Source organism: bacterium (genome assembly GCA_022616075.1).
In the GTDB taxonomy this organism is placed as follows: Bacteria; Acidobacteriota; HRBIN11; order JAKEFK01; family JAKEFK01; genus JAKEFK01.
In genome coordinates this window covers 1-14646 of sequence record JAKEFK010000382.1, presented here as the reverse complement: position 1 = coordinate 14646, position 14646 = coordinate 1, and the positions used below count along the sequence as shown (strand labels likewise).

The window sequence follows — 14646 nt, the reverse complement described above, 5'->3', positions numbered from 1 at the left end:
TCTAGGATTCATCGGCAGCGACAACCCGATTCGTGGGCTTGCCGCACCCGCACCATAGTGGGCAAGGTATAGTACTGCAGATAAAGTACTATCGCCTTCGTTCGCGTTTCCGGTTAAGGATGGGCGGCGCCAAACGCTGCCCATTCCTTCCGGCTTTTAATCAGCAAAAAAAGCGACAAAAACATCAGCGGCAAAGTGATACTATATTTCGTTCATGAAGACCGCAATGAACGAAATTATAGAGATGGGGCTGCGAGCGGCCCAGGAGCAGATTCATGATCAGGACAAAATCTGGTCCCGTTATAGCAATGACAAAGTCGACATTGCCGGCGGTCTGGCCCGTGTTATCAGGACCCTTTCGAAGTCATTACCCCTAAGAAAAGCATTGACCGCGCTCTCGATCGGTTCGAGTAATGAACCGCAATTTAGGATTCTGGAGTCTGCGTTTCGCGGGGGCCTATATTTGCTTGATATTGAAGAGGCAGCCCTCGACATCGTAGCAGAAAGGATCCAGCGACAGAACACGAAGCATGTGAAAACAATCCAGGGAAACTACCGTGACCTGCTTCTCGATGAAATAAACGTCCGGCATTTTCGCAAACAGGAGCTGGATGGCCACCGCATGACGCTCATCACGTTGCATCACTCGCTTTACTACAGTCCGAAGCAGATTTGGCCCGCACTTTTCAGAAACATGCACAATCTCCTACTGGCTAAGCCAGATGGTCCCGGTCCTTCAGCTGCTATTCACGCGGTGCTGATGGCCAATCATAGCAATGATCGGACAAGCACCACATGGTTATACAATCATTTCGCCGGGCAATTCTTTGGCGCCAAAAACGATCAGGACCTCAAAGGATTTGCGCGTGAACTTCGCCGCGATCCAGCCTTTGCCGGTTCGCAGGTGCTGACCAGAACGAGCCGCGTTGAATTTCACGTTGACGACTTCGAGCGTTTCATGAGCGTTGTCTGGATGATCCTCTTGCATCCGTACGTGCATGTTTACTCTCGCGATCAACAATCCGAAATCACGGAATACGTATACACGAAGCTCTGGGAACGCGGCGTCCCTCTCGTGCAAATGCAGGATCACCTGGCGGTCTATCGCGGCAAAGGACTTGCCGGATTCATCTGAAGTTTGTAGTAGCGAATTCATTGGTAACGTCCCAAAAGCGTAGGTGACTGAGATTCTCGTTTGACTGAAATGGTCGATAAGTCACTTAGAAGACGAATGACAGTGGCGGAAAGAACACTATGGGGGAAACTTCGATCTCGACACCTCGGAAAATACAAGTCCCAAAGACAAACCAGTATCGACAATTATATCGTTGATTTTTATTGTGCTGAAAAAAAGTTGATTCTCGAAATAGATGGTGATGTCCATGGTTTTGATCGACAGAGATGGCTTGACCAAAAAAGACAGCATTATCTGGAATCGCGGGGTTTTACTGTTTTGAGATTTACCAATGTGGAAGTGAAAGACTCAATCGAAGGTGTATTAACAAGTATCATTCAGCGATTGGAGAGACTATAGAGAGCTCTTTCGTCCTACTCACCCTCCCCTCTCCCTTCCACTGTTTTCTCTATCAAAACTTAAATTGCCTATTCTTCAGCGGAAGGGAGAGGAAAGCCTTTTCCACTTTTAGTGCTTACATTTCGGTTAGTCTTTTTTAGCGACCCTTGCGGATTTTCCACCTACTCTTTTGGGACGTTACCAATTTATTCGCTTCTCCGAGGATAGCGACTATAGTCGCTATACCACCAAGCTCCCGCCATGCTGAGCTTTTTCCAGATGACTTTCGTGATTACCGGTTGCGCCTGGATTGCAATGAGCTGCTCCTAGCGACTCAGCAAAACTGTACCTATGATTCATTTGTTGAATCATGAAAACAGTATTGCTTCTTGTCACAATACTGCTCACAGCGTCCTTCAATCTCCACGCGCAGGTCACGACGACTCATGGCAAGTGGAAGTTGATTCACGCGCGAGCCACTCAGACTAAGGCCAGTGTCAGGATCACGATACAACAGCCATTGCAGGGCGAGGTTGTGTCCGGGCCGGATGTAACGGTGCAGTTTGCAATTCAAAACTGGCAGCCTGAGAAAAATGGCAGACATTTGCATTTTATTTTGGACAACGAACCCTTCCTACAGCACTACAGCCGTGATCCTTTTGTGTTTCACAACGTTCAGCCGGGAGCTCACGTAATCCGCGTCTTCCCTGTCCATCCCTGGCACGAATCCGTGAAGCAAGAAAAAGTCTTGGCTTTTGTGAAGTTCTATGTCAAAGAGAAGCGGGGATCTTTCGATGTGGACTCTTCGCGTCCGATGATGGTCTACAGCACTCCCGTTGGTGATCACGATTCAAATGAACGCTGCCCGGACAGCCACATCCGGGCATCTTGATAGATTGGTTTTTGCACAATGTAAATATGGGAAGCCGTGCCGGATATTTTGTGGTTATCGATCGATGGTAAGGAATTGATGTCCATGAAGGAATGGCGTCCGCATTACATTCAGGGCTTACAGCCGGGAGAACACCGGATCAAGCTGGAACTATTGAAGGATGGAGTTCCGGTCAGTGAAAATTGGAACGTCACCGAAAGAAGTATACGCGTGCGGTGATGCGCGCTAGGAGGAGATTATGCGGGACCTTGAAAATTTTCTCATAGGTTTGAAAGAGATTCTGGATTTTCCACTCATAACGCTCGGGAAAACGCCAATGACGGCGTGGTCTATTTTACTTTTCTTCGTACTCCTGGGTCTCTTGTTTTACGTAACCGCCAGGTTGAAAACATGGATCGTGGAACGCCTTCTCGCAAAAAGCAGACTGGATATCGGACTGCGGCACACGTTCGCTGCAATGGCTCGCTACGTTTTGATCGCGATCGGATTCATGGTGATTTTGCAAACGGCCGGAATTGATTTGAGCGCCCTTGCCATCGTGATTGGATCGCTCAGCATTGGAATTGGTCTCGGCCTTCAAAACATCACCAATAATTTCGTGAGCGGGCTCATTCTTCTTTTTGAAAGACCTATCAAAGTGGGAGATCGCATTGAAATTGGCCAGCTGCAAGGAGAAGTTACGCGAATTGCGGCGCGCGCAACGACAATCATCACGAACGACAACATTGCAGTGATCGTGCCTAATTCGGAGCTGACTTCATCGGCTGTAATCAACTGGAGCTACCCTTCACCCAGAGTTCGACTGAATTTCCCCATCGGTGTTGCCTACGGTTCAGATCCCGAAACTGTCAAGAGTTTGTTACTCGAAATTGCAGAAAATCATCCGGGCGTCCTGAAAGATGCGAAGCCCGATGTTCTTCTCACTGAATTTGCGGATAGTTCGCTCAATTTTATGCTCAGGGTCTGGACAACCAGTTATGTGGATAGACCCGGCGTTCTCGAAGCGAGCTCAATTTTGAGATCGAGAAACTATTTCGCGCGCACGGAATCGATATTCCCTTCCCCCAACGCGATGTGTTCGTCCGTGGTGGATCTCTGCAAGTGAGTAGCTCAGAAGTGGTGCGGGCAACTCGCCCGCAAAGCTAATCGATAAAGCTTACATCCTGCTTAATCATAGCTGGTGGGCGAGTCGCCCGCACGACTGCCGTTAATTTTTTCCTGCAAATCCTTGTGTTGAATCCGCAGCAAGGGATTGATTTCGAAAGCCTCCTGTAACGAAAGGTCTGCTTGCTGGACAAAAGTGCGATCGCCAGTGATTCTTGATTGAAGCAAATAAAGGTAAGCCTGGCTGATTTTAGCGGGTGCCAGAGAAGGATGAATTTTCAATGCTTTCTCAGCCATTCCCAATCCTTCACGCAAAGTTTTTGTTACCGGTTGTTTTTGAGATAGATACCAATCAGCTTCAAAACGGCGGAGCTCGGAAAACGCCACATAGGCATCGGCATAGTCGGGTGAAATCCGAATCGCTTCTTGAAATGCTTTCTTTCCATTCTTGAAGTTTTCCAGGGGGGACTTTCCTTTTTTGATTTTCCAACGGCCTTCCAAAACCTCCATCTTGCCCAGATAAAGCCAGGTTTGATTGAAGTCTTTCTTGATTTTAATTGCTTGCTGCAGCGCCGAACGACCAGACTGAATCGAGACTTCGGGAGAAAGGCCATGCAGTAACTCATATTCCCCCTGACTGACAAACGCATTTCCAATAATACGGTAGCAGTAAGCGAAGCCGGAGCTGATTTTGATACATTGCCTGGCATTCTCCACCGCCATCAGTAAGAATTCTCCCGGATTACGGCCACAGTTAAATTCCTGCTCAGCGAGCGCGAGATAAGCCAGCCCTTGATTGCAGTAAACACCATACAGATGACGACCCGTTTTATGGGCGTTTTGATAGCTTGCGAGTGCTTTTTCCAGAGTATACCTGGAGTTTGAACCTCGCGAATTCTCGTAAATCCCCAGGAACAAGTAGGCGTTTCCCAGGGAGTTGTTTGCGAACAAAGAATTCGGGTTGAACTCGACGGCTTTTTTAAAGGCGGCTATGGCCCCTCGAAAAGATTGGCGAGGATCCATTCCATGAGACAATTCGTATCTTCCGTACAGGTCGTTTGCGACTCCCATCTCTTCGTATGGGCCATAATCGGTGGTAGAAAGCCGGATTGCCACCTGCGCAGATTCCATCGCGGTTCGTAAAAAAGGGCGCGGATCCTGATCATGATGCAAAAGATGTTCACCCCAACGCCAGCAGACCACGGACTTATACCGGTAGGCATTTTGACTTCCAGGGTTGATTGTGATAGCGGAATCGGCCGCTTTCAGGCCACGCTCAAAGTTTGACTGGAACGGCTCGCTTGTTTGATACATTTTTATTTCCATAATGTAATATGCATTATCGGCAAGCTCTTCATAAGCGGGATTAAAACTCGGGGCTTTTCGAATGGCTTCCTGGTATGCTACTTCTGCCAGATTGTAGTATCGCAGTGTCTCATGCGTTTTTCCCGCTTCATTTTTCTGTTCGGCAAGATATGAGTAGGCATCGCCACGAAGTTTATCGGCAGGATAGAACCACGGAACCTTCTTCACACACTCCTGTGCTTTTTCAACCGCGCGGAGATACTCTTTATCCATAAATGCGACGAGCGCTTCAATGTATTCAACTGCTTCCGCCTGAGCGCCTTTTCCTTTGGCAATAAAGTTCAGCGCCGGCAAGCGATAAAGTTGATATAGTTCTTGCTTTCTTCCTTCTCGCTCCTTTTTTTCCGAAATCCTTTCAGCATCGGAAACGCCTTTCCGATGCAACTCCACCAGGCTCAACCCTAAAGCATAAGCCACATCCGGAGTCTGGAAGTTGTAGCGATGCCATGCCAGTTCCAGATGCTCTTTCGCTTTATCATATTCTTCCAATGCCATGTAGCCGCGGCCTAAAGCATAGTGTCCGGGACCGGCTGCAGCCTTTCCTTCATCCTCGATTCTTTTTTCCATTGCCTTCAGGCGCTCGTGAATCCTGGCACGTTCATTGGTGATGTTGTGTAACGGGGACGTGTATGCGTATTTCATCGAGCTGTCCAGGTATTGCACTTCCTGACTGAATTGATTCATCCAGTAGACTTGCTTTTGGGCGTACCACTTGGTCCGAAGCCCCCAGACTGCGAAAGCAAGAGTACTGAACAGTAACAGCAACAAAAGAAGAGCGGAAAACTTATGCTTTCTAGCTTTTTTCCATAAACGGTACTGGATGCTGACAGGAGTTGCCTGTACCGGCTCCCCTTCCACAAAACGTCTCAGATCATCCGCCAGAGACTTTGCGGATTCGTAACGTCTTTCCGGTTCCTTTTGCAGACATTTCATCACGATCGTTTCCAGATCCGCGGGGATATTCGGCTTTATGGATCGCAAAGGTTTCGGATCTTCTTCTATCACTTTCAGCAGAAGATCAAGTGTTGTTTCTCCTTTCAAAGGCAATTGTCCAGACAACAGTTCGTAAAGCGTGACTCCCAGGCTGTAAACATCACTGCGGAAGTCGAGTCCATGAATTTCGCCGCGCGCCTGTTCCGGCGGCATGTAGAAGGGCGATCCAATTACCATTCCGGACACAGTTAAACCGGGAGCCTCTACTTCCCGGGCCAATCCAAAATCAGTGACATAAGGGAACCATGTCCCATCTTCATTCTTCTGGATCAATATGTTTGCCGGTTTCAAATCCCGGTGAATCAGCCCAACACGATGAGCTGCGTGAATCGCTTCTGCAGTCACCTGCATGACTTTTACTTTTTGCTCCAGTGTCAATTGGGAACCAACTTCAGAGAGCGTTTTGCCGGAAAGGAATTGCATGGCAATGTAAAGCTTGCCTTCAATTTCTCCCACTTCGTAAACCCTGCAAATGTGCTCATGATCAATTTTGGCCTGCGCCCTTGCTTCCAGAATCAGTCGATCCCGGAGAAGCGGATCATTTCGATGGAGAAATTTGAGAGCAACCGCCCGGTTTAACGCAGGATCATGCGCTTTATAAACTCGGCCCATCCCGCCCTCTGCAAGAAACTCAAGATGGGTGTAGCGCCCGAAGTTGGAAAACGAAGTGTGCTGCACAGGATGATTCTTCTCAAATTATTATAAACGAAGTAGCGCGGGCGTCCCGCCCGCGAACCGCTTTATCTTGCGTTGCACTTGTAATACATTCACCAGAGAGGAACCGAATATGCGCACAAGCATCCGACTCGTTCTGGTTTTGTGTTTGGTGTTGCCTCTGGCAATTGCAGCACAATCCAAATTTTCTGGAGCAAACGGCTGTCTCGATCTGCGAATCGGGAAACTCCTGCAGGGACAATACTGTTCCAAGCCGAGCGGTCCAATTGTTTGGGGAAACCTCAACAAAGGAGTGTTCGAGCCTACTAATAGTGTAGATTTTGCGGACCTCGCTGTTGATCCCGATCCGAAGTTCACACCCGGATGGATCGAGCTAAGAACCGGACAAACCCACTTTGACTATGAAGGTCGTGGACCACAATCTCCTTACTTGCGCGGCCGGATCGATCCGAAAGGAGGTTTCCACGTTTATCCTGAAGAGCTGAAACAATGGACTAAATCCTCTTCCTATAACATGAGTGGCGCGGAGGGCTACAGAAAACCGGAGCCGGATTCTTCTGCTTCGACCAAAGGTGGCGCAACACAGGCGTTGATTCGTTCGCTGGAGGGCCAGAGTATTGAAGTGAGATTTACTCCAAAGGAAATTACGATCGATAACGCCGTTTTCTGGGATAAAACGAATAATCATGGCGTTTTGGCATTTCGCGCCGAAGAACCAAAAACTCTACAAGTGGAACTTTATTTCGAATCGAATTCCGGCGTATACAACTCCTACATTCGACAACTGGAGACGTTAACACGAACCGATGACGATCTCAGACGCCCGCCACGCTGTCAATTTGCGTGGGGAAGCAATTTTCCTGCTTTCAACGGAGTTGTTGCGAACGTCAGCACAAAATACACGCAGTTTCTATCTGATGGAACACCCGTACGCGCAACAGTGCAACTTCGGATGATAGAAGCGATCCGGCTCTTGAATGCTACGGAACGAAATCAGATGACGCGGTAGTGCGCGCATGCAATACCGCAGGATGCCGATTGAGATTGAATCGCCCGAGGAAATGGGCTACGAGAATCTCGATTGCAATCTGACCGAAAGCTCTGTTTCAGATGCTCGCCTGGATGAAATCGATCTGGACTTTCGCGATCTTGTTTTGTGCTACGGCAGCCACACAGGAAAACCTCAACTACGCGAGTTGCTTGCATCTGAATCGGGCAAGTTAAAGCCGGACGATTTCCTGATCACCGCTGGCGCCGCAACGGCTCTCTTCATCGTTTCCACTTCTCTTTTAAAATCGGGGGATCGATTGCTCGTTTCAAAACCAAATTACGCAACGAATATTGAAACACCGCGGGCGATCGGCGCTTCGATCGATTTCCTGGAGCTGAAATTTGAAGACGGATTCCGTGTGGATCACGATCTGATCGCGTCACGGATCACTCCCCAGACTAAACTTATCAGCTTAACCTTCCCTCACAATCCTACAGGCAGCACGATTTCGAAAAATGAACTGGAAGAGATCATTGAGGTAGTTGAATCACGAAATGTCTTTCTCCTCTTTGATGAGACCTACCGCAAAATGGCTTTTCGGGAAGTCTTGCCTCCTGCTGCAGAGCTTTCTCCAAAAGTGATTAGTGTTTCTTCGCTCTCCAAGACCTATGGACTTCCTGGAATCCGCATGGGATGGATCGCTTCTCGCGATTCGCAATTGATGGAATTGTTTTTGGCTGCAAAAGAGCAGATCATGATTTGCAATTCGGTCGTGGATGAAGAGATTGCTTTTCGGTTCTTGCAACAAGAAAAGGATAGTCTTGCGGCAATTCATGAGAATATCCGGAGTCATTTCTCGATTGTGAAACGCTGGATGAATTCAGAACAGAACCTGGAATGGGTGGAGCCGTCAGGTGGTGTAGTCTGTTTTCCGCGAATCAAAGCGGAACAGAATGTAGACGTGGAACGCTTCTACAAAATCCTGAATGAAAAATATCACACGTTTGTCGGCCCCGGTCACTGGTTCGAAATGGAGCGGCGTTACATGCGAATCGGTTACGGCTGGCCACCCATCAATGAGCTCCTCAAAGGCCTGAAAAACATTTCCAGCGCTCTTCGCGAATCCTTTGATCGAAGCTAACGATGCCCTTACAAACGACACAGCACGAAGAAGACGTAAAGCAACTGCACAGGTTGGGGTACGCGCAGGAACTCGCGCGGCGGATGAGCGGGTTTTCGAACTTTGCCATTTCGTTCTCCATCATCTGTATTCTTGCCGGTGGTATCACGGCTTTCGCGGCTGGTTTCTGCGCCACAGGAGGCGCATCGATTGGGATCGGCTGGCCGATCGGGAGTCTGTTTGCCCTCGTTGTGGCTCTCGCAATGGGGCAAATCGCGTCTGCCTATCCAACGGCAGGCGGGCTTTATCATTGGGGTTCGATCCTGGGGGGAAGAGCCTGGGGGTGGGCGACCGCGTGGTTCAATTTGCTCGGCTTGATTTTTGTGGTTGCGTCAGTCGATGTGGGAGTGTATCTGCTTTTCCGCGATCTGTTGCTCAACGGCGTTTTTGGTGTCGATCCCACAAAATTCACCGTGACTTTGAACTTCGCAGAGTTCCCTTTTGATGTGACTCAATTTGTTTTCGTGGTAATCATTCTAAGCACGCAGGGATTGCTGAACCATTACGGCATCCGCGCAACAACGATGCTTACAGATTTCAGCGGCTACCTTATATTTGCTATATCGATCCTTCTCAGCATTTCTTTGCTTGTGTATTCACCAGTACATCTGGACTTCACGCGCCTGTTTACCTTCACCAATTTCACGGGAGATTCTGGCGGAGGCGTGTGGCCAAACCAAACTTCCAATATGCTGATTGCGTTTTTGCTCGGCCTGTTACTCGTTTGTTACACGATCACAGGATTCGACGCATCGGCGCATACTTCTGAAGAAACTCAACGGGCAGCGGTGAATGTTCCGCGTGGAATGTGGACCGCAGTTTTTTGGTCCGCTGTTTTTGGTTACCTCATGGTGTGCGCATTTGTTCTGGCAATGCCTGATGTGAACGAAGGCGCGAAAACAGGATACGGCGTCTTCGCATATCTGATGGGAGCTTCACGCATGCCGGATGGTTTGCGGTCCCTGCTCTACATCGGTATTGTGCTGGCGAATTATCTTTGCGCGCTGGCAGGACTGACCTCCTGTTCGCGAATGATGTACGCATTTGCGCGTGATGGCGGGTTGCCAATGTCCGGAAGCTTGAGTCACGTAAATCCACAACACCGGACGCCCACAACTGCAATCTGGATCAGTGTTGCGCTGATCCTTCTCTCCTGTCTTTATGCGCCCGCTTTCATAGTTCTCGCAACCGGATGCGCCATATTTCTGTACATCTCTTACGTAATGCCGATAGCTGCGGGATTTCTGGCTGAAGGAAAAAGCTGGCGTGAAAAAGGTCCTTTTAATCTTGGCAGATTTTCAAAACCTATTGCGCTGCTTGCGATTATCGGCGGCCTCATCCTTGCGTGGGTTGGGTTTCAGCCTCCCAATCAAAAGGTGCTGTATCTCACCATCGGATTGATTCTGTTTCTTGTCGTTCTCTGGTTCACGCTGGAATGGAAACGTTTCGAAGGGCCGCCCACCGGGGCAAAGATTGAAGCGCGTCAGACTCAGATCGCCGCGATTGAAGCTGACCTTGTGGTGCGGGCGACTCGCCCGCAAAGTTGAGGAGAATACTCTTGTCCGAATGGTTCAAGCTGATTGGCATTGTAATCGTCATAGTTGGTTTCGCTCTTAAGCTGCGCACGACCCTTGTTGTTGTCGCAGCTGCTCTGGCCACCGGTTTGATTGCGGGGTTGCCGCTGTTTTCGAGCGTAGCAAACCCTGGACAGGAAGGACTGATCAACATGCTGGGCCGCGCTTTTACCGAGAACCGTTTGATGACGCTTTTCATCATCACGCTTCCCGCGATCGGACTCGCCGAACGGTACGGTTTGCAGGAGCAATCTGCGGTGTTGATCCGGCGAGTGCGCGCAGCGACCGTCGGTCGCTTGTCGACCCTTTATCAGCTCTTTCGTGTTCTTCATGGCATCTTAGGTTTGCGGCTCACCGGTCATGCATCATTCGTCAGACCGTTGATTTTTCCGATGTCAGCAGGCGCGGCTGAGGCCAGGATTGAGGGAGAAATGGAACCTGAAAAGCTGGAGAAAATTAAAGCCGCAAATTCCGCCGCCGAAAACTATGGAAATTTCTACGGACAAAACCTGTCGATCGTGCAACCCGGTGTCTTACTAGTTTATGGCGTGATGAAAGGTCTGGGCTATGAAGTAAGCCTGTGGCGTCTGGTTTTATTTACTTCGCCTATCGTCCTCTTTTCCATAGTGTTGGGGGTAGTTCAATTTCTCTGGCTTGATCGCCGCTTAGGCAGAACCGCAAAAGAACCGGTGAAACAGTGAACATCTGGTTTTTGAATTTGGACACCGTTTATGTGGTTGCAGGAATCGTGCTGTTTGTGTTTGCGGCAATGACTTTCAAAGACAAAGCTCACCCGCATCGCTACGGGAGCAGTCTGTTCTGGTTGATTCTCGCGATTGTTTTTGCGTTCGGCTCCCTTCTGCCGCACTGGTTGACCGGCATATTAGTTTTAACGATGGTTGCATTCGATGGTGTGGGCCGAGTCAGCCGGGGCTCATACAACGAAGCAACCCAGGAGCAACAGGCGGAGCAAGCTGCGAGGCTCAAGAACAAAATATTCTGGCCGGTACTTGCAATTCCGCTCGTCACATTCATTTTTGCATTGGCCTTTCGTCTTGGCGGGTACGATTCAAGCGCTGTTAATCGCGCCGCGCTGATAGGGCTCGGAGTTGGCGGCATTGTTGCAATGATTCTGGCTTTGCGAATCACCAGCAGCACAATGCGAACCATGTTCAACGAAGGGCGCCGGATCAACGATGCGATCGGCTCTTTGAGCTTGCTTCCGCAACTGCTGGCATCCCTTGGAGTCATTTTCACAGCAGCAAGAATTGGTGATCTGATCGCAGGTGGCATCCAATCGATCGTTCCAGAGAACAGTTTGTTTTTGCTGGTTCTCGCAAACTGTGTCGGGATGACCGTGTTCACAATCGTGATGGGCAACTCGTTTGCTGCCTTCCCTGTGATTGCTTCCGGTGTTCTGGTTCCGTTGATCGTTAAACCGTTCGGCGTTGATCCGGCCATGGTCGCGATCATCACTCTAACGGCGGGCTCCAGCGGGACACTTATGACGCCGATGGGCGCAAATTTCAACATCGTCCCGACTGCCCTGCTAAATATGAAGGATCAATACGGAGTGATCAAATTCCAACTTCCTTTTGCGCTGGCGATCTGGTCTCTGCACGTTTTACTGATGTGGACCATGATCAAACTTTTGTAAGATCAAGCCTTCAAAAGCTTCAGGACCGTATTCCAGTTTCGAGTTGTAACGTTGCGTCCGAACTCCTTTTCAAGAATAGCCATCACGTCCACCGAGCGCCTCGCCGGAGTCAGTGTCAGAACGCTGCAGACCTCTTTATGTGAGGCGCGCACAATCTTGAAATCTCTTTCCGGCGATTCGTACGGAATTTTCAAACTGCTCTTCGATTTCTCCGATAGAAATGTCACATAAAGCCTGGTCTCGGGAGTTATCTTGATTTTCTGAAAGGGATTCGAATCCACTAAGTCCTGGATCTCTCCGATGGTGCGCAGGATTACATTCACTTTCAGACCAAACTTTTGATTCATTTTGTCTTCAATGACTTTGCGAAGCTTCAGAGGATCTTTCTCTGTAGATTCAAATAGGACATTTCCGCTGGCAAGAAGTGTTTTCACGTTTTTTGCGCCCAACGACTCAAATGCTTTTTTCAGTTCATCCATTTTCACCATATTCTTGCCGCCGACATTGATACCGCGAGGAAACGCAACGTATTTCATCTTCCGATGGTCACCCATGCTACAATGGCGCTCGCAATTGCGAGACCCGCGCTGATGATCATGATCAACCGAAAAGCGGAAACAAATGAGGATTGGATGGCTTGATGAAGAATAAGTTTCGCACGAGTCTCAAGTTTAGCAGGCGGCTTCAAGGCTGCCAATTTCGAGCGATGCTCCATCAAAGAAACTCGGACCTCCTTTGAGATTGCCGTTCCGGACAACTGTTTATCCAAATGATGGCTGAATGCGGCCAGCATTACTGCGCCAAACAGGGCAACGGCGAGAAGTCCCGCCGTTCTTGAAACCGCGTTGTTGATTCCGGATGCAATCCCTGCCTGATTCTCGTTTACCGAATTCATCACGGTAGTCGTCAGTGGGGCGATGCTAATTGCCATACCGAAGCCGAGGACCACTACTCCGGGAAAAAAACTTGTCCAGTAGTTACTACTTACAGCTGGTATTGCGAAAAGGACAAAGCCAAGAGCGGAAATGGTTGGCCCGATGATGAGTGGAATTCGTGCGCCGTATTTTTTCACTAAATCCCCTGACCACCGAGAAAGAAAAAACAAAATGACCGTAAAAGGCAGGAACGCCGCGCCGGCTGCAGTGGCGGAATAGCCTTGGACTTGAATCAAGTTCAACGGAAAGAAGAACAACGATCCGCCCAGTCCGGCGTATAAGAAAAACGTAAGTGCGTTGGAGCCGGTGAAATTTTTCGACCGAAATAATTCCAGAGGTAACATGGGATTCTTCACGCTCGTTTCCAGGAAAAGAAATAGAGCAAGAAGAAAAACTCCCGCCACGAGTGATGACAGGACCATCGGGTTTCGCCATCCCGCATTGGAAGATTCAATCAATCCATACACCACGCTTCCGAGACCAAGTGTTGCGACAAGTGCACCACCCCAATCTAATTTCGCGGGGCCGGTCCTGTTTTTGCTTTCGGGAACATAACGAAAAACAAGAAGCAGAATGAAAGCAGCCAGTGGAAGATTGATGAAAAACGCGGCGCGCCAGGAAAAATGCTCAATCAGCCAACCGCCCAGAACAGGTCCGATGGCTGTCGTTATTGCTGAAAAACCGGACCATGTGCCGATTGCACGTCCCCGCTCCTCTTCGCTGAACGACGTTCCAATGATCGCAAGACTTCCGGGAACAAGAAGCGCCCCGCCGATTCCCTGAACGGCTCGCGCGATGATCAGCGTGCGAATATTGGGAGCAGCCCCGCACCACGCAGAAGCCAGCGCGAAGAGTCCAACGCCAATAGCAAAAATCAACCGCCTTCCAAAACGATCTCCCAACGATCCCCCTACTAGAAGCAAGGCTGCGAGAAACAGAGCATAAGATTCCACAACCCATTGCAGATCGGTGGCCGTTGCGTTCAGATTCTGCTGCAACGCGGGCAAAGCTACATTTACCACGGTTCCGTCGATAAAAGCCATGCTTGATCCCACGATTGTGGCTGCGAGAATCCACGGCCGTGCAGACTTTAGACAAGGAGAGATAGCGGAACTGGAATAAATGACCCCCTCATCGCAAGGAGGCTTGAGGATGTTCATGAATAATATTAACCGCCAAGACGCCATGACGCCAGGAGAATTAATGAAGTCTTTTGTTTAGCTTGGCGTACTTGGCGACTTGGCGGTTAAATAGTCTTTCTGCATTTCTTGAGAGCACGTTCGACCGCTTCGAAGAGAACCGATTCATGAAACGGTTTATTCAGATAAATATAATCAGGCAGGACTTTCAGATAGGCAAATGTGCTTTCGGAGAATCCTGTTAGAAAAATCACTGGAGGAGGATGCTCAAAATGGCTCTGAATAATGATCGCAACCTCGATGCCGCTCAGCTCCCCTTTTATGCGAACATCCATGATTACGAGATCGGGATCGCTCGATCTAATTTTGTAGATTGCTTCATTTCCTTCGGTCGCCGTTCCAACTATTTCGTAATCTCCTCTCAACAATCGCTCTCTGAGATCTTCAAGAACTAATATTTCGTCTTCAACAAGGAAGATTCTGGCTTTGCCCATCTAGGACAGGAAAATACAGCAAATGGCAACACTCTGTCTGTCACCTGGAGCACACTTCAGCAGAATTGTTTAAACTCGCTACAGACAATTTCGTAACACTCACAGGCAATTGCTTCCAGGTTTTTGCGTTGCAG

Annotated in this window: 13 protein-coding genes; 9 read left to right on the top strand and 4 right to left on the bottom strand. The window is 49.1% G+C overall.

Annotated features, from left to right (window positions below):
* The first annotated feature begins 226 nt into the window (after positions 1-226).
* From L0156_29630 to L0156_29615, 4 genes are all read left to right on the top strand, one after another.
* The gene (locus L0156_29630; protein ID MCI0607165.1) at positions 227-1135 is read left to right on the top strand and encodes a class I SAM-dependent methyltransferase; all 909 of its coding nucleotides are present in this window, start codon (positions 227-229) and stop codon (positions 1133-1135) included.
* A 748-nt stretch (positions 1136-1883) separates the two neighbouring features.
* Positions 1884-2405 carry a hypothetical protein gene (locus L0156_29625; protein ID MCI0607164.1) on the top strand — a complete coding sequence of 174 codons (522 nt, stop codon included), beginning with the start codon at positions 1884-1886 and terminating at the stop codon, positions 2403-2405.
* Positions 2406-2441: 36 nt separating this feature from the next.
* The gene (locus L0156_29620) at positions 2442-2624 is read left to right on the top strand and encodes a hypothetical protein (protein ID MCI0607163.1); all 183 of its coding nucleotides are present in this window, start codon (positions 2442-2444) and stop codon (positions 2622-2624) included.
* A 19-nt stretch (positions 2625-2643) separates the two neighbouring features.
* Positions 2644-3510 (top strand): mechanosensitive ion channel, encoded by an 867-nt coding sequence (locus L0156_29615; GenBank protein MCI0607162.1) that lies wholly within the window; start codon positions 2644-2646, stop codon positions 3508-3510.
* Between the two features lie 62 nt (positions 3511-3572).
* On the opposite strand, the gene L0156_29610 is transcribed toward L0156_29615, so the two are convergent.
* Positions 3573-6479 (bottom strand): protein kinase, encoded by a 2907-nt coding sequence (locus L0156_29610; GenBank protein ID MCI0607161.1) that lies wholly within the window; start codon positions 6477-6479, stop codon positions 3573-3575.
* Positions 6480-6654: 175 nt separating this feature from the next.
* On the opposite strand from L0156_29610, the gene L0156_29605 reads away from it, so the two are divergent.
* The 5 genes from L0156_29605 to L0156_29585 are packed head-to-tail and all read left to right on the top strand — an operon-like array spanning position 6655 to position 11944.
* A complete protein-coding gene (locus tag L0156_29605; GenBank protein MCI0607160.1) occupies positions 6655-7551 on the top strand; it encodes a hypothetical protein in 897 nt (298 codons plus the stop codon).
* A 7-nt stretch (positions 7552-7558) separates the two neighbouring features.
* Positions 7559-8674 (top strand): aminotransferase class I/II-fold pyridoxal phosphate-dependent enzyme, encoded by a 1116-nt coding sequence (locus L0156_29600; protein ID MCI0607159.1) that lies wholly within the window; start codon positions 7559-7561, stop codon positions 8672-8674.
* 2 nt (positions 8675-8676) lie between these two features.
* Complete coding sequence (locus tag L0156_29595) at positions 8677-10260, top strand: amino acid permease (GenBank protein ID MCI0607158.1); 1584 nt, start codon at positions 8677-8679, stop codon at positions 10258-10260.
* Positions 10261-10271: 11 nt separating this feature from the next.
* Positions 10272-10988: a DUF969 domain-containing protein gene (locus L0156_29590; protein ID MCI0607157.1), complete on the top strand. Its 717-nt coding sequence runs from the start codon at positions 10272-10274 to the stop codon at positions 10986-10988.
* Entirely contained in the window at positions 10985-11944 is a 960-nt protein-coding gene (locus tag L0156_29585) for a DUF979 domain-containing protein (protein MCI0607156.1), read from the top strand. The genes L0156_29590 and L0156_29585 overlap by 4 nt, the downstream gene beginning before the upstream one ends.
* A 2-nt stretch (positions 11945-11946) precedes the next feature.
* On the opposite strand, the gene L0156_29580 is transcribed toward L0156_29585, so the two are convergent.
* The 3 genes from L0156_29580 to L0156_29570 all read right to left on the bottom strand — a co-directional run bounded on the left by L0156_29580 (position 11947) and on the right by L0156_29570 (position 14512).
* The gene (locus L0156_29580) at positions 11947-12480 is read right to left on the bottom strand and encodes a DUF1697 domain-containing protein (GenBank protein ID MCI0607155.1); all 534 of its coding nucleotides are present in this window, start codon (positions 12478-12480) and stop codon (positions 11947-11949) included.
* Positions 12477-14039: an MFS transporter gene (locus L0156_29575; protein MCI0607154.1), complete on the bottom strand. Its 1563-nt coding sequence runs from the start codon at positions 14037-14039 to the stop codon at positions 12477-12479. The genes L0156_29580 and L0156_29575 overlap by 4 nt, the downstream gene beginning before the upstream one ends.
* An 86-nt stretch (positions 14040-14125) precedes the next feature.
* On the bottom strand, positions 14126-14512 hold the full coding sequence (locus tag L0156_29570; protein MCI0607153.1) for a response regulator: 387 nt from the start codon (positions 14510-14512) through the stop codon (positions 14126-14128).
* Between the last annotated feature and the right edge of the window lie 134 nt (positions 14513-14646).